Consider the following 18,711-nt stretch of genomic DNA (forward strand, 5'->3'; position numbering starts at 1 on the left):
AGAAATTACAAGCTGGGAGCAAGAATGGCAATTGGCAAATTTGGCGATATTACGCCGCAGCTCGGTGAGGGCGCCTGGGTGCATGAAAGTGCTCAGGTTGTTGGCGAGGTGGTATTGGGCGAAGAGAGCTCGGTCTGGCCCAATGTATCGATGCGCGGTGATGTAAATTTCATTCGTATCGGCAAGCAGACCAACATCCAGGATAACGCAGTCCTGCATGTCACGCACAAGCGTGAATCCGATCCGGATGGCGCACCGTTGGTGATCGGCGACCGCGTCACGGTCGGCCATAGCGTGATTCTGCATGGTTGCAGCATTGGCAACGAATGCCTGATCGGCATGGGATCGATCATTCTTGATCGGGCTGTGCTGCAAGATCATGTCATGGTCGGTGCGGGATCACTGGTGCCACCGGGCAAGGTGCTGCGCTCCGGCTACCTCTATCTGGGCAGCCCAGTGCGTGAAATTCGTGCCTTGACCGATGAGGAACTCGCCAGCTTCAATTATTCGGCCAACAACTATGTGAAGCTGATGAAGAAGTATCAGCAGAGCTGATCAGGCAATCTCCAAAACAAACCCCTCGTTTAGCACGAGGGTTTTGTTTTTTACATGGCTGCGCTGGAGTTTCAGACACCCAGCCAGCGTGGCAGGGCCATGGTCAGGTCGGGTATGTAGGTGATCAGCATCAGAATGGTGATGATGACCGCATAATGCGGTAACAATGGCTTGATTACCTGGCTGACCGGCAGCTTGGCGATGCCGGCACCGACGAACAAGCCGGTACCTACCGGCGGGGTGATGGTACCGATGCACAGGTTGTAGACCATGATGATGCCGAAATGCGCCGGGCTGACACCCACCTTGACCGCCAGAGGCAACAGGATCGGGGTGAAGATCAGGATCGCCGGGCCGATATCGAAGAACATGCCCACGACCAGCAGCAGGATGTTGATGATCAACAGTACGGCGAATCTGTCGGTAGTGATACCCAGAATCAGATCACTGATGGCTGCCGGCAAACCGGTAAATGCCATGGCGAACGACATGGTGGCCGATGCCGCCAGCAGGAACATCACCACGCTGGTGATCAGGAAGGTCTGTACCGTCACGGCATACAGATCACGCAGCTTGATCGTGCGGTAGAACACCATGGTCAGGAACATGGTGTAGACCACGGCGATGGCGGATGCTTCAATCGCGGTGAAAACGCCAAACGAAATGCCGCCCACGATCAAACCGATCAGCAGCAGGCTGGGCAGCGCTTCAACCAAAGTCTTGATCGCTACTGGCAACGTCACACGCTCAGCCTTGCGGTAGTTGCGGTTTTTAGCCACCAGCCAGACCACCATCATGCTGCCGATACCCCATAGTACGCCGGCAATGGCGCCGCCAATGAACATGGCTGAAATCGATGCGCCGCCCGCAACGGTTGCGTAGATGATGAACGAAGTGGTCGGCGGAATCAGCATGCCGGTCGGAGCCGAGGCGATATTGGCTGCTGCAGCGACATCGCGGTCATAACCTTCCTTTTCCGCAAACGGAATCATCACGCCACCGATGGCGGTGGATGCAGCAATGGCCGAACCCGATACGCAGCCGAACAGCATGTTGCCGACGATGTTGGTCTGCGCGATGGAGCCGGGAATGCGCCCGCTCACCACCTTGGCCAGGTTGACAAGCCGCTGGGCGATACCGCCGCCATTCATCATCACGCCGGAAAGGATAAAGAACGGAATGGCCAGCAGCGCGAACGAATCCAGGCTGGAAACCATCTTTTGCGCAGCGGTGAAAATGGCCACATCAAACGGCATCATGACCAGCACGGCACCCACCGATGCCGCACCGATGCAGATGGCAATCGGGATATTCAGGGTCAGGAGTGCTGCGAACAGCAGCACCAGGATTACGCCAGCTTCAAGCTGCATTTTTTTCTCCTTCAAGCGCGATTGCACGCATTTCGTCAGCCTCAGGCGCACTGTGGGCTTGCTGGGGTTGCGATGCGCCGACGAGCAGATCTGCAATGTTCAGCAAGCTGTATACAACCGACAGCGCCCCGCCGACGGGCATGGCCAGATAAACATGGCCCATGGAAATGCCCAACACCGGGGATATCTGGTTGAAGGCAACTGCCACAGCCTTGGCGCCACCTGCCACCATGATGAAGCCAGCAAACAGGATAAAGGTCACTTGGGTGAACAGGGCCAGCATCAGCTGTGTCTTGCGCGGTACGTCCTTGAGCAGGTCAAGTGCGATGTGCTCGCTTTTGCCCACGCCGTAGGCGATGCCGACCACGGCCATCCAGATCAGCGCATAGCGCAGGAACTCTTCGGAAAAGATGATCGGGTCTCTGAATACATAACGGCTGACAATCTGCCAGACCGAGACAAACAGCATGGTCGCCATGGCCAGACAAGCAAACGCTTCAATGGCCCTGTCGAGCATCTTTCTGAGCTGCAACACGGTATTACTCCTTTGATCGAATCAGAAACGGGCGATTACTGCGGCGCAATGGCACGAATCTGTTGGTAGATGGCGTAAGCGGACGGTTTTTGCTTGAGTTCTTCGTACAGGGGCGCCACGGCTGCCTGGAAGGACTTGATGTTCACATCCTCATTGAAGGCCACGCCAAATTCGCGCTTGGCTTCTTCTCGTGCTTCATTGATCGCGGTATGCCACACGGTTTTCTGGTAGTCCGTCGATTGCCGTGCAATATCCTGCAGCAGTTTCTGCTGTTCGGCCGGCAGTTTGGCGTAGTCGTCCGAATTGATGATCACGATGTCGGGCACGCGGGTGTGCATATCGTAGGAGTACTGCTTGGCCACTTCGCCGTGGCGCGGTACGGTGATGGCAAACTCGTTGCTTTCGGCGCCGTCGATAATGCCTTGCTGAATCGCGGAATAGGTTTCCGAGTTGTTCATGGCAATCGGCGAGCCGCCCAGCGCACTGACCATCTTGATGCTGGTCATGTTCTGCATCACGCGGATCTTCAGACCCTTCAGGTCGTCCGGCGTACGGATAGCCTTGTCGCGCGTGTAGAAACTGCGCTGGCCGGAATCGTAGTAGGTCAGGCCGACAAAGCGCAGCGGTGCGGTGGATTGGTAGATGGGATCAACGATGCTGCGGTCTTCCATGCTGCGGTAGAAGTGCGTTTCGCTGTCGAACAGATAGGGCATCGAGAACACGCCATACTGCGGCGAGAAGCTCTCCAGCAGGCCGGCGGAAACCTTGGTCATGTTGACCGCACCGGTCTGGGTCAGCTCGACCAGTTCGCGTTCGCCACCCAATTGGCCGTCCGGGAAGACGAGTACCCTGATCTTGCCTTCGCTCTTCTTTTCCAGATCGAGGGCGAAGCGGTCAATGGCATCCTTGACCGGCTTGGGGTTGCTGGCATAGGCGAAGCGCAGGATGGTGACACCCCGGTTGTCGATTTTTTTCAATGCGATAAACGCGATGCATCCCAGCAAGACCAGAAACGGGATGCCGATCAATAATCTGATTTTCACTTTCTAAACTTTCCTGATGGTGATTGTGCCAGGCACGATCAACGTTTTTTTGGCGTGAAAAGACCCCTGGCGCACCCTTGAAGGGGTGCGGCCATGGGGATGACGCCGGTTCGAACTGAATCCGGATCAGATGTAGTGGTTCAGGTACTCGGTGAGTGCCAGGATGGCCATGGATTGGCCGTACGGCATCGAGGTCAGCTTGATGTCTTTGTAGAACTGCTTGGTCGAACCCATCGCGGTGCCGAACGAAACATTGACCAGTTCGCCCTTGTCGTCGATGTTGGCAATTACGCCTTCCACGGCCTTGACGGCCACTGGCAGGTATTCGGCGCCGATATAACGCTTGCGGATCGCCTTGAGCATGCCGAAGGCAAAGCCGGCGGTGGCCGATGCTTCGAGGTAGGAAGTCTCATCGTCGAGCAGGGTGTGCCACAGACCGGTTTCCTTGTCTTGGTACTTGGCCAGTGCCGAAACCTGCGATTTGAAGGTGTCGATCAGGAATTCGCGCAGATGGTCGCCCGGTTGCAGGTTCAGGAGTTCGATGAATTCCGGAATCACGATGGTGATCCAGCTGTTGCCGCGTGCCCACAGCGCTTCGGCGAAGTTGTGGCGACCTTCGAAGTTCCAGCCGTGGAACCACAAACCGCTCTTGGTATCGAACAGATACTTGATGTGGATAAGGAACTGGCGCTTGGCTTCTTCCACGTAATCCGGACGGTTCAGCAGCAGACCGATCTTCGCGAGCGGCAGCACGCTCATCATCAGCGTGTCGTCCCACAGTTGCTGGTGGTTGTCATTGTTGAAAACGATATGCTGGAAGCCGTGGTCTTCGGTGCGCGGCATGTCGTACATGACATAGTCGGCCCAGATTTCCAGGTACGGCTTGTAGGTGCTGTTGCCGGTGCGCTCGTACAGATAAGCCAGCGTCAGCATGGCAGCCATGGTGTTGATGTTCTTGGTCGGTGTGCCGGCTTCGAAACGGTTCTTGAACCAGTCGGTGATGACTTGCAGGCATTGCGCGTCGTGCGTCTGGTCAAAATAGCGATACAGGCCATACAGGCCGACGCCGTGGGTCCACTCCCAATCGTTCCAGCCCTTGGTATCGATGATGCGGCCATCTTCCAGCTTGAGCAGGAATTCGCCGGTTTCATCCTTGATGTTGACCAGGTTGTCCATCAGCTTGGCGATATGGCCATGTACCTCGCGCGGAGTCACTTTGGGTTGATGGTTGGCTGCCATGTTCTACTACTCCTTGTGTCTAGAATGACAAACAGTGTGATTCAGGTCGCTTGCCGGGCTACATGCCTGGCGGGTGATGCTTTTCATCAGTACGCAACATTAGTGATTTGCGCACGCAATCGCCTTTAAATGATGGCCAGTTGTCGCGGAAGATGGCAACGATTTCAAGGCCGGGCTGTCGGTGGGGTTTTATGCTGCATCGCATGACAATAAGGAGATAAATAACATGATACTGGGAATTCGCGCGCACGATCTGGGCATGGGCAGTGCTTCCGAGCTGGCGGCGCTGGCAGCAGAACGCGGCCTGCAAGCGGTGCAGCTGGCACCGGCCAAGGCGATTCCGGGCGCGCCGCCGGTGGGGGGCTGGAATCCCGGTTTTGCCTGGCAAACCGCGCAGGCGTTTGCCAAACAGGGCGTGCAGATCGCTGTGCTGGGCTGCTATATCAACCCGGTCCATCCTGATCCGGCAGCCCGCAGGGCCGAGATCAAGCGTTTCAAGGAAGCACTGCGTTTTGCACGTGATTTCGGCGCCAGCGTGGTCGGCACCGAGACCGGTTCGCTCTACGCCGATTGCAGCCCGCATCCGGGTAATCGCGACGAGGCCGCGCTGGTCGATTTGTTGTGTACCCTGCGTGAGCTGGCCGAAGAGGCCGAGAAATGGGGTGTGATGATTGCGCTCGAGGCGGCGGCCGAGCACGTGGTCTACGATATCGACCGGCTGCATCGCGTGTTGCAGGCACTCGATTCCAACCATGTACAAGTGATCTATGATCCGACCAACATCATCCTGCCCGATGAGTGCGCGGATCAGGGCGCCTATTTTGATCGGGCGCTGGAATTGATCGGTGAAAAGATCGTGACCTTGCACGCCAAGGATTTCATCGTGCGCGATGGCAAGCTGGTTCGGGTACCGCCGGGGCAGGGGATTCTGGATTACGCTGCGCTGTTGCAACGTGTGGGCAAGCTCAAGCCCGGCATACCGCTGCTGATGGAGGAGACCGCCGGTGAAGCGCGTGATCCGGCGCTGGCCTATCTGCGCAGCTTTGATGCGCTGTGCTGATCAGTATTGGGGTAAAATCCATATAAAAAGCCTGCTTGGAAACAAGCAGGCTTTTTGCTCAACAGAGCCTAGTACTTGCCGAGCTCCAGCCGGCCTTCACCCAGTACCTTGCCATCCTTGTTCGGTGCATCAAGCGCGCGCACCGTCAAGGTGTAGCGGGCACCCTTGCCGCCCGAGCAGGGGGGAAGATAAGCCCCCGGCGCATCATCACCCTGGTGCGGGCTGACCAGGAAAAAACCAGCCGGCAGATTCATGCTGTTGCCATGGATCGAGGGAACCTGCGCACTGGCAACACCTTTGGGCACGATGTAACCGATACGCCCCATCCCGCCATGGTCGAGTTTGCTGCCTTTTTCCGAGAATTCCAGCAAAAGTGCGGCGGTGCCGGTGGGCAGGTCGAATACATTGAGGGCTGGCGTGGCGCCTGCTCCGCCATGTCTGGGGCACTGCTGGCCAACGGGAATGCTCACACCATTCCACGCCGGATTGGCAAAGCGTACGGTCAGGCGAGTTTCTGCCTGCAGTGGCATGGCCAGACAAAGCAATAACAAAATCCGTTTAAACACGATTGTTCTCCCCGACAGTTCAAAAATAATTTTAGTCGATTCGATGCCTGCGGCGTGTGGGGACGGTCACAAAAAACAAAACGGCGGGAGGACCCCGCCGTTGCTTGAATGCCTGCAAATGCTCAAGCGTTGAGTGCCTTGAGAACTGCGGCATAATCCGGTTCCTGCTTGATTTCAGGCACCAGTTCAGCGTGGATCACCTTGTCCTGCTCGTCCAGTACGATCACTGCGCGTGCGGATACGCCGACCAGCGGGCCATCTGCGATTTCAACACCATAGTCGGCCAGGAAAGCGCGACCGCGCATGGTGGAGAGCGTGATCACATTTTCCAGCCCTTCAGCGCCACAGAAACGAGCCTGGGCAAAAGGCAGGTCCGCCGAGATGCAGAGCACAACGGTGTTGGTGAGGCCTGCAGCTTCCTGATTGAAGCGGCGCACGGAAGCGGCGCAGACACCCGTATCGATGCTCGGAAAAATGTTCAGTACTTTCTTCTTGCCGGCGAGGCTGGCAAGTGTCACATCTGCCAGATCCTTGCCTACCAGATTGAAGGCTTTGGCCGTGCTGCCGACAGAAGGGAAGTTGCCATTGAGGGTGACGGGGTTGCCGCCGAGCTTGGTTGATGCCATGTATATCTCCAGTTTGACTTTATGTGTTATTGAGAGTGCTTGCCATTATCAGTAATGCGATGCATCTCTGCAAGTGAGTGCTGGTGACAGTCCTGAAAAGACCGGCTGGCGCCGGTCGTGGCATCATTTTTCGGTGAGAAGCATTTTTTCAGTTTCAGGCAGCAACGGCTTCAAAGCTTCCTGATAATTGGGCTCGGCGTTGATGTCGGCAACCAGTTCGGCGTACAGCACTTCGTCATTGGTATCCAGTGCCAGCAGGGCGGTAGCCATCAGCCCGGACAAAGGTACATCGGTGATCATGACGCCGTAGTCCTTGTGGAAATCACGTCCACGCAGGGTCGAGAGCAGGTGGAGCTTGCGAAATCCTTCGGATACGGCAATGCGCGACAGGGCGTATGGCGTGTCTACCGATACGATCATGACGACGGTGTTTTCCAGCGTGTACGCCAGCTTTTCGAGTTGGCGGGCAATGGTCAGCCCGATTGCGGCATCCAGGCTGGGAACCACGGCGATCAGCTTGCGCTGGCCCCAGTATTTGGAGAGTGCAACATCCTGCAATTGGGTGTCGACCAGCATGAAACTGTGCGCGATATCGCCTGCGCGCGGAAAGCGTCCGCCAACGCTGACCGGGGTGCCATTAAGCATGATGGTGGCCATGGAAAGAACTCCTGATGCGGGGTGGTGATGATAGCTTCAGTATGGAATGGAATCGGCCGAAAACAAGGGGCTACTCGTAGAACCAGTAGAGTGAGTAGCCGGTGGATTTCAGTGCCTGCGTTTCCAATTGCAGGAAGGCATGCAACTCATCGCGCGCCGGCAGGCTTTTACGATTCTTTTCCTGGCTGGCCAGGTATTCGTGTGGGCGGAATATGCGGCGGGCGACAATCTGTTCCTGATTGTCGGTGAGTGTGAGTTCGAGCAGCGGCAGTGCCTGTTCGTATCCTGCCAGGTTGCGCAGCGTGGCAGACAGCTGAATCAGGGTAGGGTGATCCGGCACATAAGTCAGTTCGGACCATTCAAGTCGCAGGCGGTCTGCCTGCGCTGGCAGCGGCATATCGCAGCCAAGTTGCGCACATAGCCGCGTCATGGGCGGCTGCAGCATCGGAAACTCCATTGCCAAGGTCATTCGATAGGCAAAGATGAGTTGTGCGATGAGTGCCAGTGCGGCAAGGCTGGTGCCTACCAGCCACCAGCCGGCATGACGTGGCTTGGGTAGTGGCGCGAACAGTGCATCGTCCTCGGGCAGCAGGATAGGGTGGTAGCCGGTGTCGACGGTTTTCTCGCCGATGGCTGGAGTGTTTGCGGGCAAGGAGTGATTGGCGGGCGGCGATGATTGCGGCAGCGGTTCGAAGACTTCAGATGGCGTATCGGTTTCGGGCTGCACGTTGTCTGGCAAGACAGCTGCCGGTGACAACGCAAAACTCGCCTGCTCGGCCGTTTCCTCAGGGGCCGGCACGGGTGCCTGCGCTACCTCTGGCAAGTCTACTGACGGCTGAGGTAGCAGGCTGTCTCGGGCATTGAAAATCAGTGCGCAACGACCACAGCGCACCTTGCCCTGATGGGCAGCAAGCTGGGTGTCGGTAACCCGGAAGGCTGTGGCGCAGTTCGGGCAACGGGTGATATGGTCCATGCGCCGATTCTAGATCATTTCCAGGCTATTTACGTGTGCCGGACAGGCAAACCCAGCCTTCTTCCACGGCTGGCGCAGAAAAATCAAACCACTGGCCATAGATGGCCATGACATCGTCGGCTTGCTCTTCCAGAATGCCGGAAAGTGCGATCCGCCCACCATGGCGCACCTTGCCTGCCAACAAGGGGGCGAGTGCCTTGAGAGGGTTGGTCAGGATGTTGGCCAGCACCACATCGTATTGTTGATCCGGTGCGGCATCCGGCAGGAAGAAACGGATGTCGACATGATTCTGCTCGGCATTCTGGCGCGATGCGATCATGGCTTGCGGGTCGATATCGACACCATCCGTCTGGCCTGCGCCCAGTTTTTTTGCGGCAATGGCCAGGATGCCGGAACCACAGCCGTAATCGAGTACTGTTTCTCCGCCACGGATGTTGGCGTCGACCCATTTCAGGCACAGGCGTGTGGTGGGATGGCTACCGGTACCAAAAGCCAGGCCGGGATCGAGCTGTATGTTGACCGCCGCCGGATCCGGGCATTCGTGCCAGGTGGGTGTGATCCACAGCCGCTGCGAGATTGGAATTGGCTCGAATTGCGATTGGGTCAGGCGAACCCAGTCCTGTTCTTCAACGATGCTCACGTCATGCGGGGGGAGGTCGATGCGTACGGCATTGGCTGCCGCCACGGCCATCAACTCGGCGTCGGCTGATTCTTCCAGCAGGGCGACCACCACACTTTTTTCCCAGAGTTGATCAACCGGTTCGCCCGGTTCACCAAAAATGGGTTTTTCTTCAGCCGTGCCCGCTGCGGCATCTTCGATCGAAACGGATAGGGCGCCCAGGTCAAACAGCGCGTCCGAGAGCGCTTCGGCGTGGGTGGAATCAGCGGTGATGCGAAGTTCTTGCCAGGGCATGGTATGTGAGGCGCCAGGGGTGAGGTGTAGGAGTGAAAACGAAAGGCGAAGCGTGGGGAATGGGGGGTTGCCCTTATTCCTCATGCCTCGCCTCTCACGTCATTACTGCTGTTTTTCCAAAAGGGAGCGGATATCCGGCATGCGGTGTTCCAGGTGATGGATGCTGGCTCCGCCCTTGACGAAACCGGCATCGATCAGCAGTTGCTGATGCAGCGGGATATTGGTGTGAATGCCTTCCACCACCATTTCGGAAAGGGCAATGCGCATGCGGGCCATTGCCTGCTCGCGTGTATCGCCATAGGTGATGATCTTGCCGATCATCGAATCGTAGTTCGGCGGTACGAAATAGCCTTGGTAGACGTGCGAATCGACACGCACACCTGGGCCACCCGGTGCATGGTAGGTGGTGATGCGACCGGGACTCGGCGTGAATTTGAGCGGGTCTTCCGCATTGATGCGGCACTCCATGGCGTGACCCTTCATCTTCACGTCTTTTTGGGTGTAGCGCAGCTTTTCGCCATAGGCGATGCGGATCTGTTCCTGCACGATATCGATGCCGGTAATCAGTTCTGTGACCGGGTGCTCGACCTGCACGCGCGTGTTCATTTCAATGAAATAGAATTCGCCGTTTTCATACAGAAATTCGAACGTACCCGCACCACGATAGCCAATCTGGCGGCAGGCCTCGGCACAGGCTTCACCCACGCGTTTGCGCTGGGCATCGGTAATGCCGGGCGCCGGCGCCTCTTCGATTACCTTCTGGTGGCGGCGCTGCATCGAGCAATCGCGCTCGCCCAGGTAGATGGCATTACCATGCTGGTCGGCCAGGATCTGGATTTCGATGTGGCGCGGCTTCTGCAGGAATTTTTCCATGTAGACCATGGGGTTGCCAAAGGCGGCGCCCGCCTCGGACTTGGTCATTTCGACTGCGCGCAGCAGCTCTTCCTCGTTGTGAACCACACGCATGCCGCGACCACCACCACCACCGGCAGCCTTGATGATGACGGGGTAACCGACCTGCTGTCCCATCTTGAGGATTTCCTGCGGGTCGTCAGTCAATGCGCCGTCCGAGCCGGGAACGCAGGGCACGCCGGCCTTTTTCATCGCATCCTTGGCGGAAACCTTGTCGCCCATCAGGCGGATGGAGTCCGGACGCGGGCCGATGAAGACAAAGCCGGATTCCTCGACGCGCTGGGCAAAATCGGCGTTTTCCGACAGGAAACCATAACCAGGGTGAATTGCTTCGGCCTGTGTGACTTCGGCGGCAGCAATCAGGGCCGGAATGTGCAGGTAGCTTTGCGGGCTGGGTGCCGGGCCAATGCAGACCGATTCATCGGCCAATTTGACATATTTGGCTTCACGGTCGGCTTCAGAGTGCACGACAACCGTTTTGATGCCCATTTCGCGGCAGGCGCGCAATACCCGCAGGGCGATCTCGCCGCGGTTGGCAATCAGGATTTTTTCAAACATGGTTTGCTCCAGTGAACGAGTGAAGCAGTGAAAAAGTGAACGGGGAAGGATCTGGCCTTCACCCGTTCACTTGTTCACATGTTCACTGAATCGGGTTAGCCAATGACAAACAGCGGTTCGCCATATTCGACCGGCTGGCCGCTTTCGATCAGGATGGCCTTGACCACACCAGCCTTGTCGGCTTCGATCTCGTTGAGCAGCTTCATGGCTTCGATGATGCACAGCGTATCGCCGACATTCACGGTCTGGCCGACTTCGACAAAGGAGGTGGCGCCGGGCGAGGGCGAGCGATAGAAGGTGCCGACCATCGGGGATTTGACAACGTGGCCTGCCGGCAGATCGCTGCCTGACTCTGCCGGTGCGGCTGCGGCCGCTACTGGTGCAGCTGCTGGCGCTGCTGCGGGTAGCTGGTATTGCATCGGTGCCTGGTGAATAAACGCCGGCATGTTGTTGTTGACGCGCGTGATACGGACTTTTTCTTCGCCTTCGGTCACTTCCAGCTCGGCAATGCCGGATTCTTCAACCAGGTCGATGAGTTTTTTCAGTTTTCTCAAGTCCATTGAATTTTAGCTCCTTCTTGAAAAAGCCGGACTTAACCGGCCTTGGGGGTATATTCGAGCGCGTGACGCAGCGCATATTCATAACCTTTGGCACCCAGCCCGCAGATCACGCCAACAGCGATATCAGAGAAATACGAGTGGTGACGGAAAGCTTCCCGGGCATGCACGTTGGAGAGATGCACTTCAATAAAGGGCATCTTGCTCGCGGCCAGCGCATCACGGATGGCGACGCTGGTGTGGGTAAAGGCTGCCGGGTTGATCACGACAAAGTCAGTACCATCACTCAGGGTGGCCTGAATGCGTTCAATCAGTTCGTATTCGCGGTTGGACTGGAATGTTTCTATTTCCGCGCCGTGAGCCTGCCCCAGTTCGATGAGGCGGGCATTGATGCTGGCCAGCGTATCTGCACCGTAGTGCTTGGGCTCCCGTACACCGAGCAAGTTGAGGTTGGGACCATGCAAAACCAGAATCCTGCGGGTATTGGCCATGGTGATATCAATCCTTTTGCAAGTGTATCAGCATGCATTGCATCAAGCTGAAAGCGGGTAATGCAGGTTGCTATGACCCGCTAAAACCGGCGAAGTTTGCCGTAGCTGCTTGATATTTGTCCAGCAAAATCCGAGAAAATGAATAAACGTCGTTGAACGTGTAAATCTGCGTTAAGCAAAAATGCAGTAATCGATCGCTGTGCCGGAGGAGAGTGCAAAGCCGTTTGCGGCTGGCCCGGCTGTTATAATCCGCCGATTGTTCTCCTATTGAGTGCGGCATGCAAGTTTCCGATTTCGATTATTTCCTGCCTGAACATCTGATCGCGCAATTTCCTCCGGCTGTGCGCGGAGCCAGCAGGTTGCTGCACGTGGAGGGCGATCGACTCGAAGATATGCAGTTTGCTGGCTTGCCGGGCTTGCTGCGCGCAGGCGATTTGCTGATATTTAACGATACGCGCGTGATCAAGGCACGATTGTTCGGTAAAAAGGAAAGTGGTGGTCAGGTCGAAGCGCTGGTCGAGCGCGTGCTCGATGCCCATCAGGCGCTGGCGCACGTGCGCGCATCCAAATCGCCCAAGCCGGGAACGCGCCTGATTTTTGCGGGCAAGTGGTCTGCCGAGATGGTCGAGCGCCAAGGAGATCTATTCTTGCTGCGTTTTGCCGGCGAGCAGAATGTGCTCGATATCCTGGATGAAGCAGGACAGTTGCCGCTGCCGCCTTATATCACCCATACCCCGGATGAAGAAGATGCCAAGCGTTATCAAACCGTCTATGCGCGTGATCCGGGCGCGGTAGCGGCGCCAACCGCTGGCCTGCATTTCACTGAGCAGATGCTGCAAGAGGTACAAGCTGCTGGCGTGAATACGGCTTTCGTGACCTTGCACGTCGGTGCCGGCACTTTCCAGCCGGTGCGGGCTGAAAATGTGGCCGAGCACGTCATGCATCGCGAGCGCTACACCATCCCGGCGGCCACGGCTGAGTTGATCCGGCAAACCCGTGCGGCGGGAGGTCGCGTGATTGCGGTCGGCACTACCAGCCTGCGTGCACTGGAGGCATCGAGCCAGCACGGGCTGCTGGCCGAATTGCAGGGTGATACAGATATTTTCATCACGCCTGGCTACCAGTTCAGGGTGGTGGATCGACTGATCACCAATTTTCATTTGCCCAAATCGACGCTACTGATGCTGGTGGCGGCGTTTGCCGGGTATGACACGATCATGGCCGCCTATCGCCATGCCATCGACCATCAATACCGTTTTTTCAGTTACGGAGATGCCATGCTGCTTGAGCGGCAACCGTAATTTTTTCAACGCGCCGGACTGTGTTTCCGGTTTGCACAAGGATGTTTCTGATGAAGTTTGAACTCAAGGCCACCAGTGGCGCAGCCCGCCGCGCTACGCTTACGCTTGATCATGGCGTGGTTGAAACCCCGGTATTCATGCCGGTTGGCACCTACGGTACGGTCAAGGCGATGACCCCGCGTGATCTGAACGACATTGGCGCGCAGATTGTTCTGGGTAACACCTTTCACCTGTGGCTGCGCCCCGGGCTGGAAGTGATTGAAACCTTTGGCGGTCTGCATGGCTTCATGGGTTGGGACAAGCCGATCCTGACCGATTCTGGCGGTTTTCAGGTGTTCAGTCTGGGCGCTCTGCGCAAGATCACCGAGGAAGGTGTGAAGTTCCAGAGCCCGATCAATGGCGACCGACTCTTTCTGACGCCGGAAGAATCGATGCGCATCCAGACGGTACTCAACTCCGATATCGTGATGATTTTCGACGAATGCACGCCGTATCCGGCCGATCGTAAGCAAGCGGGCGATTCGATGCGCCTGTCCTACCGCTGGGCCAAGCGCTCGCGTGCCGAGTTTGATCGCTTGCAGAACCACAATGCGCTGTTCGGTATCGTGCAGGGTGGCATGCACGAAGACCTGCGCGAGGAATCACTGGCCGGGCTGACCGATATCGGTTTTCATGGCTATGCGATCGGGGGGCTGTCGGTGGGCGAGCCCAAGGAGGAGTTCACCCGGATCCTGGCGCATACCGCGCCCAAGCTGCCGACCCACTCGCCGCGCTATCTGATGGGCGTGGGCACGCCTGAGGATCTGGTGTTTGCCGTCGGCCAAGGCGTGGATATGTTCGATTGCGTGATGCCGACGCGCAATGCGCGCAACGGCATGCTGTTCACGCGCTGGGGCGATATCAAGATCAAGAATGCCAAGTATCGCAATGATCCTCGCCCGCTGGATGAGGGGTGCAGTTGCTATGCCTGCCGCAATTTCAGCCGGGCCTACCTGCATCACCTGTTCCGTGCTGGTGAAATCCTGGGGGCACAGCTCAATACCATCCACAACCTGCATTACTATCAGGAGCTGATGCGCGATATTCGTGCGGCAATTGAAGTTGATGGCTACGCGGCATTTGCTGCACGCTTTGCGGTTGAGCGGGCACGCGGCGCCGACTGATTGGATCTGGAGAGTAACTGAAGAAGTGGGCCGCCTTATTGCTGGCGGCCCATCTGTGCCGGACAGGTTTATTGCTGGTGCGTCAATTGGTTATTTTCAAAGCGAACCGGATCGCCCACCTTGAAGCCATGCGCTTGCGTGTCGAATGTCATGCTTTTTTCTTCGCCATTGTTCAGGCGGAAACTGACCTCATGATACTTGCCTGACTTCAGGCGTTTTTCGATCTCATTGCCGGCCAGTGCCCCACCTACGGCACCGACAATTGTGGCGATGGTGCGTCCGTCGCCTTTGCCGACCTGATTGCCCAATGCGCCACCAACCACGCCGCCGCCAATCTGGCCAAGCAGTGTGCCTTGCCCCGGTTTTTCCACTTCGCGTACCGAGGTGACGGTGCCACAGGTCGGGCATGCGCTTTTCTGGTCGCGCGGTGCGGTCATGACCGACTTGATCGCCTGTTTCTTGCGCTCCAGGGCTTCGCGCTGGCAGGTGGCGGATTCAGCCTTGCCCAATTCCTTGCAAAATGCCAGATCGCTTTTATAGTCTTGCTCGATTTTGGGTTTGTTGGTGTTGAGATTGCCGTAATAGATCCGGGTTTGCTGGACCGGATCACGCTTGTTCCAGGCTGCGGTGTAGGCGGCCTTTTTCTTGGCGGTGGCTTCCTTGAGGCAAGGCTGAATTTCTGGTTTGTCCAGTTCCTTGCAGACGGCGGTATCGGTTTTGAATTCTGATTCGATCCCGGCGCGGATATCACTGAGCGTCGCTGCGCTTGCCAGATGCGTGGTGACAAAAAATGCGATGGCCAGGGGCAGAACTTTGTAGTGCATGGCGTGTCTCCTGATGCGGTGCAAGTGTCGGATGCCATGATAGCGCCATCCCGACTGCGACGTGAGGTGGATTTTGCATGGCGCAGCAGCTAGAATGGGCCGCCTTGATTCTTGCCAGATCTAATTAACTGAGACAAAGGAATATTCATGTTTATTGCACCTGCCTACGCAGCCACTGCTGGTTCGGAGAGCTTCTTGCTGCAACTGGCGCCGATGCTGGTTATCGGTGTGTTGTTCTGGTTCCTGTTGATTCGTCCGCAGCAAAAACGTGCCAAGGAACATGCGGCCATGCTCAGCGCACTAGCCAAGGGTGACGAGGTATCGACCGCCAGCGGCATTCTGGGCCGCGTGATCAAGGTCGACGAAACCTATTTCGTGCTTGAGATCGCGGATGGCGTGCAGATCGTGGTGCAGCGCGCAGCTGTTGCTGCCAAGCTTGAAGAAGGTACGCTGAAAAAAATCAGCCGCTAAGCAGGTATCGGGCGACACGCGCGAAGTAATGGCTTCGCGCCTGTCGCTTTTTTCATTTTGATGGATTCGCCATGAATCGCTATTCGCTCTGGAAGTACATCCTGATTGCCGTGACGCTGGTTGCGGCGCTTCTCTATACCCTGCCAAATTTTTACGGCGAAAGCCCTGCAGTCCAGATATCGAGCGGACGGGCAACGCTCAAGCTCGATGAATCAATCCTGACGCGGACCCAGGATCTGGTGCGTACCGCAGGGTTGACGCCGGAAGGGGCGATGTTCGAAAACGGTTCGGCCAAGTTGCGCTTTGCCAATACCGAGGATCAGCTCAAGGCCAAGGATGTGATCCAGTCCGCATTGGGCGAGGATTACATCGTTGCACTTAACCTGCTGTCGCGCACACCCGCCTGGCTTGCAAGCATCGGTGCCAAACCGATGTTCCTGGGGCTGGATTTGCGCGGCGGCGTGCACTTCCTGCTGGAAGTGGACATGAAAGCGGCGGTCGACAAGGCGCTGGAGAAAACGGCCGGCGAAATCCGCCGCGAACTGCGCGACAAGAAGATCCGCTATGGCCGTATCAGCCGCGAGCGTGATCGGGTCGAAGTGCAACTGCGCGACGCGGAAACCGTGGATGCTGCCAGTGCCGCCATTCGTCGCGTTCTGCCGACGCTGACCATCACCGAAGTCAAGGAAAGTGGCAGCTACAAGGTCATGGTGGCGTATGGCCAGCAGGCACTGTTGCAACTGAAGACCGATGCCGTGGCACAGAACGTGACCACGCTGCATAACCGCGTCAACGAGCTGGGTGTGGCCGAGCCGATCATTCAGCAGCAGGGCGAAGGGCGGATCGTGGTGCAGTTGCCGGGTGTGCAGGATACGGCCAAGGCCAAGGATATCCTGGGGCGTACCGCCACGCTGGAAGTGCGTCTGGTTGAGGACGACCAGGCCAAGCTGACTGAAGCCATGGGTGGTAATGTTCCGCTTGGTTATGAGCTGATGACCGAGCGCGGCCATGATGGCCAGCCGCGCCCGATTCTGCTGCGCAAGGAAGTCGAGTTGACCGGCGAAAACATCAATGATGCCCAGGCCGGTTTTGACGAACAGAACCAGCCAGCCGTACATATCAATCTCGACGCCGTGGGCGCCAGTATTTTCCGTGACCTTACCCGAGACAACATCGGCAAGCGTATTGCCATGGTGCTGGTGGAAAAGGGCAAGGGTGAGGTCGTTACCGCCCCGGTAGTGCGTGCCGAGATCGGTGGTGGCCGCGTGCAGATTACCGGCTCGATGGGTGTGCAGGAAGCCAATGATGTGGCCCTGCTGCTGCGTGCCGGTTCGCTGGCTGCGCCGATGAGCATTGCCGAAGAACGTACCATCGGCCCGAGCCTGGGTGCCGAGAACATTACCAAGGGCTTCCACTCCACCCTGTACGGTTTTGCCGCGATCACGCTGTTCATGGTGGTCTACTACCGCGTGTTCGGGGTGGTGTCGGCGGTCGGTCTGGCTACCAACCTGTTGTTCCTGCTCTCTTTGCTTTCCCTGTTGCAGGCAACGCTGACCCTGCCCGGTATCGCGGCCATTGCGCTGGCACTGGGCATGGCGATTGACTCGAACGTGCTGATCAACGAGCGCATACGTGAGGAATTGCGTAATGGCGTGCCGCCGCAGTCGGCCATTTCCGCCGGCTACGAGCATGCCTGGGCCACCATTCTGGATTCGAACATCACCAGCCTGATTGCCGGTATTGCGCTGCTGATCTTCGGTTCGGGCGCAGTGCGCGGTTTTGCCGTGGTGCACTGCCTGGGGATTCTGACTTCGATGTACAGCTCGGTGTTCGTCTCGCGCGGTGTGGTCAATCTGATTTACGGCTATCGTCGCCGCCTGACCTCGATTGCGGTCTGAGTTGGTAGAGGATTTGAAAATGATCGAACTGTTTCATGTAAAACGCGATATTCCCTTCATGAGCTATGGCAAGCTCACTACGGCGATATCGCTGGCTACCTTTGTAGCGGCCGTATTCTTCCTGATTTTCAAAGGATTGAATTTCGGAGTTGAATTCACCGGCGGTACCGTACTGGAAGTGCGCTACAGCCAGTCGGCCGACATGCAAAAAATCCGCGAGCATGTCGATGCGCTAAAGTATGGCGAATCGCAGGTGCAGTCGCTCGGTACCACGCGCGATGTGATGATTCGTCTGCCGAACATCAAGGATAAAACGTCGGCTCAGCTTTCCAACGAAGTATTGGCCGAGCTGAAAAAAGACGATGCTGCCGTGGAAATGCGCAAGGTCGAGTTTATCGGCCCGTCGGTCGGTGATGAACTGGTCACGCACGGCCTGACGGCGACCCTGCTGGTATGCGTGGGCATCATCATTTACCTGGCCATCCGTTTCGAATGGCGTTTTGCATTGTCAGCAGTGATCGCCAACATGCATGACGTGGTGATCATTCTGGGTTGCTTCGCGCTGTTTCAGTGGGAATTTTCGCTGCCGGTGCTGGCCGGCGTGCTGGCCGTGCTCGGTTATTCGGTGAACGAGTCAGTAGTGGTGTTTGACCGGATCCGCGAAAACTTCCGCAAGGCCGAAATGCGCGGCAGGTCGGTGCCCGAGGTGATCGATAATGCCATTACCGCCACCATGAGCCGGACCATCATTACCCACATGTCGACCGAAATGATGGTGCTGTCGATGCTGATCCTGGGTGGGCCGAGCCTGCACTACTTTGCCATTGCCTTGACCATTGGCATCGTGTTCGGCATCTATTCCTCGGTGCTGGTCGCCAGCCCCTTGTTGTTGCTGTTCGGGCTGACGCGCGAAAACATGATCAAGCCGGTGAAGGTCAAGGAAGAGGCAGTGGTTTGATCACCTGCGACCATTGAATTTTTCCTGCGCCGGCGAGTCTA

General features: G+C 57.2%; 20 protein-coding genes. 7 read left to right on the top strand and 13 right to left on the bottom strand.

Annotated elements, in window-relative coordinates; genetic code table 11:
• The first annotated feature begins 24 nt into the window (after positions 1-24).
• Positions 25-555 carry a gamma carbonic anhydrase family protein gene (locus AC0KVQ_RS08575; RefSeq protein WP_473420732.1) on the top strand — a complete coding sequence of 177 codons (531 nt, stop codon included), beginning with the start codon at positions 25-27 and terminating at the stop codon, positions 553-555.
• A gap of 71 nt (positions 556-626) precedes the next feature.
• Here AC0KVQ_RS08575 and AC0KVQ_RS08580 read toward each other — a convergent pair whose 3' ends face one another.
• The 4 genes from AC0KVQ_RS08580 to bglB form a co-directional block, all read right to left on the bottom strand.
• Positions 627-1,925 (bottom strand): TRAP transporter large permease, encoded by a 1,299-nt coding sequence (locus AC0KVQ_RS08580; protein ID WP_473420733.1) that lies wholly within the window; start codon positions 1,923-1,925, stop codon positions 627-629.
• Positions 1,915-2,460 (bottom strand): TRAP transporter small permease, encoded by a 546-nt coding sequence (locus AC0KVQ_RS08585; protein WP_473420734.1) that lies wholly within the window; start codon positions 2,458-2,460, stop codon positions 1,915-1,917. Before AC0KVQ_RS08585 ends, AC0KVQ_RS08580 begins: the two co-directional genes overlap by 11 nt.
• 35 nt (positions 2,461-2,495) lie before the next feature.
• Positions 2,496-3,503: a TRAP transporter substrate-binding protein gene (locus AC0KVQ_RS08590; protein ID WP_473420735.1), complete on the bottom strand. Its 1,008-nt coding sequence runs from the start codon at positions 3,501-3,503 to the stop codon at positions 2,496-2,498.
• Between the two features lie 126 nt (positions 3,504-3,629).
• Positions 3,630-4,742, bottom strand: coding sequence for a beta-galactosidase BglB (bglB, locus tag AC0KVQ_RS08595; RefSeq protein WP_473420736.1), 1,113 nt, complete (start codon positions 4,740-4,742; stop codon positions 3,630-3,632).
• 226 nt (positions 4,743-4,968) lie between these two features.
• Here bglB and AC0KVQ_RS08600 point away from each other — a divergent pair, with 226 nt between their 5' ends.
• Positions 4,969-5,802, top strand: coding sequence for a sugar phosphate isomerase/epimerase family protein (locus AC0KVQ_RS08600; RefSeq protein ID WP_473420737.1), 834 nt, complete (start codon positions 4,969-4,971; stop codon positions 5,800-5,802).
• Positions 5,803-5,870: 68 nt separating this feature from the next.
• Here the strand turns inward: AC0KVQ_RS08600 and AC0KVQ_RS08605 are convergent, their stop codons facing one another.
• The 8 genes from AC0KVQ_RS08605 to aroQ all read right to left on the bottom strand — a co-directional run bounded on the left by AC0KVQ_RS08605 (position 5,871) and on the right by aroQ (position 12,055).
• Positions 5,871-6,368, bottom strand: coding sequence for a hypothetical protein (locus AC0KVQ_RS08605; RefSeq protein WP_473420738.1), 498 nt, complete (start codon positions 6,366-6,368; stop codon positions 5,871-5,873).
• Positions 6,369-6,490: 122 nt separating this feature from the next.
• Positions 6,491-6,994 (bottom strand): thiol peroxidase, encoded by a 504-nt coding sequence (gene tpx / locus AC0KVQ_RS08610; RefSeq protein WP_473420739.1) that lies wholly within the window; start codon positions 6,992-6,994, stop codon positions 6,491-6,493.
• 123 nt (positions 6,995-7,117) lie between these two features.
• The gene (tpx, locus tag AC0KVQ_RS08615; RefSeq protein ID WP_473420740.1) at positions 7,118-7,651 is read right to left on the bottom strand and encodes a thiol peroxidase; all 534 of its coding nucleotides are present in this window, start codon (positions 7,649-7,651) and stop codon (positions 7,118-7,120) included.
• A 70-nt stretch (positions 7,652-7,721) separates the two neighbouring features.
• A complete protein-coding gene (locus tag AC0KVQ_RS08620; protein ID WP_473420741.1) occupies positions 7,722-8,624 on the bottom strand; it encodes a DUF3426 domain-containing protein in 903 nt (300 codons plus the stop codon).
• A 25-nt stretch (positions 8,625-8,649) separates the two neighbouring features.
• Positions 8,650-9,537, bottom strand: a complete 888-nt coding sequence (gene prmA, locus AC0KVQ_RS08625; protein ID WP_473420742.1) for a 50S ribosomal protein L11 methyltransferase — start codon at positions 9,535-9,537, stop codon at positions 8,650-8,652.
• 102 nt (positions 9,538-9,639) lie between these two features.
• A complete protein-coding gene (gene accC / locus AC0KVQ_RS08630) occupies positions 9,640-11,007 on the bottom strand; it encodes an acetyl-CoA carboxylase biotin carboxylase subunit (protein ID WP_473420743.1) in 1,368 nt (455 codons plus the stop codon).
• A gap of 95 nt (positions 11,008-11,102) precedes the next feature.
• Complete coding sequence (gene accB / locus AC0KVQ_RS08635; protein WP_473420744.1) at positions 11,103-11,567, bottom strand: acetyl-CoA carboxylase biotin carboxyl carrier protein; 465 nt, start codon at positions 11,565-11,567, stop codon at positions 11,103-11,105.
• A gap of 32 nt (positions 11,568-11,599) precedes the next feature.
• Positions 11,600-12,055 (bottom strand): type II 3-dehydroquinate dehydratase, encoded by a 456-nt coding sequence (aroQ, locus tag AC0KVQ_RS08640; protein WP_473420745.1) that lies wholly within the window; start codon positions 12,053-12,055, stop codon positions 11,600-11,602.
• Positions 12,056-12,333: 278 nt separating this feature from the next.
• Here aroQ and queA point away from each other — a divergent pair, with 278 nt between their 5' ends.
• Together queA and tgt are read left to right on the top strand one after the other, a co-directional pair.
• The gene (gene queA / locus AC0KVQ_RS08645; RefSeq protein WP_473420746.1) at positions 12,334-13,356 is read left to right on the top strand and encodes a tRNA preQ1(34) S-adenosylmethionine ribosyltransferase-isomerase QueA; all 1,023 of its coding nucleotides are present in this window, start codon (positions 12,334-12,336) and stop codon (positions 13,354-13,356) included.
• Between the two features lie 47 nt (positions 13,357-13,403).
• Positions 13,404-14,519: a tRNA guanosine(34) transglycosylase Tgt gene (gene tgt, locus AC0KVQ_RS08650; protein ID WP_473420837.1), complete on the top strand. Its 1,116-nt coding sequence runs from the start codon at positions 13,404-13,406 to the stop codon at positions 14,517-14,519.
• A gap of 68 nt (positions 14,520-14,587) precedes the next feature.
• On the opposite strand, the gene AC0KVQ_RS08655 is transcribed toward tgt, so the two are convergent.
• Entirely contained in the window at positions 14,588-15,343 is a 756-nt protein-coding gene (locus tag AC0KVQ_RS08655; protein WP_473420747.1) for an outer membrane lipoprotein, read from the bottom strand.
• A gap of 147 nt (positions 15,344-15,490) precedes the next feature.
• Between AC0KVQ_RS08655 and yajC the strand changes: the two genes are divergently transcribed.
• From yajC to secF, 3 genes are all read left to right on the top strand, one after another.
• Positions 15,491-15,814 carry a preprotein translocase subunit YajC gene (yajC, locus tag AC0KVQ_RS08660; protein ID WP_473420748.1) on the top strand — a complete coding sequence of 108 codons (324 nt, stop codon included), beginning with the start codon at positions 15,491-15,493 and terminating at the stop codon, positions 15,812-15,814.
• Between the two features lie 71 nt (positions 15,815-15,885).
• Positions 15,886-17,712, top strand: coding sequence for a protein translocase subunit SecD (secD, locus tag AC0KVQ_RS08665; protein ID WP_473420749.1), 1,827 nt, complete (start codon positions 15,886-15,888; stop codon positions 17,710-17,712).
• 22 nt (positions 17,713-17,734) lie between these two features.
• Complete coding sequence (secF, locus tag AC0KVQ_RS08670; protein ID WP_473420838.1) at positions 17,735-18,670, top strand: protein translocase subunit SecF; 936 nt, start codon at positions 17,735-17,737, stop codon at positions 18,668-18,670.
• Positions 18,671-18,711 lie beyond the last annotated feature (41 nt).

It is taken from the genome of Formivibrio sp. oc-25, from assembly GCF_055810895.1.

Bases quoted from the DNA above. Each gene is read 5' to 3' on its own strand.
- AC0KVQ_RS08575 (WP_473420732.1), top strand. From the start codon at position 25: ATGGCAATTGGCAAATTTGGCGATATTACGCCGCAGCTCGGTGAGGGC.
- AC0KVQ_RS08580 (WP_473420733.1), bottom strand. From the start codon at position 1,925: ATGCAGCTTGAAGCTGGCGTAATCCTGGTGCTGCTGTTCGCAGCACTC.
- bglB (WP_473420736.1), bottom strand. From the start codon at position 4,742: ATGGCAGCCAACCATCAACCCAAAGTGACTCCGCGCGAGGTACATGGC.
- AC0KVQ_RS08600 (WP_473420737.1), top strand. From the start codon at position 4,969: ATGATACTGGGAATTCGCGCGCACGATCTGGGCATGGGCAGTGCTTCC.
- tpx (WP_473420739.1), bottom strand. From the start codon at position 6,994: ATGGCATCAACCAAGCTCGGCGGCAACCCCGTCACCCTCAATGGCAAC.
- tpx (WP_473420740.1), bottom strand. From the start codon at position 7,651: ATGGCCACCATCATGCTTAATGGCACCCCGGTCAGCGTTGGCGGACGC.
- AC0KVQ_RS08620 (WP_473420741.1), bottom strand. From the start codon at position 8,624: ATGGACCATATCACCCGTTGCCCGAACTGCGCCACAGCCTTCCGGGTT.
- prmA (WP_473420742.1), bottom strand. From the start codon at position 9,537: ATGCCCTGGCAAGAACTTCGCATCACCGCTGATTCCACCCACGCCGAA.
- accC (WP_473420743.1), bottom strand. From the start codon at position 11,007: ATGTTTGAAAAAATCCTGATTGCCAACCGCGGCGAGATCGCCCTGCGG.
- accB (WP_473420744.1), bottom strand. From the start codon at position 11,567: ATGGACTTGAGAAAACTGAAAAAACTCATCGACCTGGTTGAAGAATCC.
- aroQ (WP_473420745.1), bottom strand. From the start codon at position 12,055: ATGGCCAATACCCGCAGGATTCTGGTTTTGCATGGTCCCAACCTCAAC.
- queA (WP_473420746.1), top strand. From the start codon at position 12,334: ATGCAAGTTTCCGATTTCGATTATTTCCTGCCTGAACATCTGATCGCG.
- AC0KVQ_RS08655 (WP_473420747.1), bottom strand. From the start codon at position 15,343: ATGCACTACAAAGTTCTGCCCCTGGCCATCGCATTTTTTGTCACCACG.
- yajC (WP_473420748.1), top strand. From the start codon at position 15,491: ATGTTTATTGCACCTGCCTACGCAGCCACTGCTGGTTCGGAGAGCTTC.
- secD (WP_473420749.1), top strand. From the start codon at position 15,886: ATGAATCGCTATTCGCTCTGGAAGTACATCCTGATTGCCGTGACGCTG.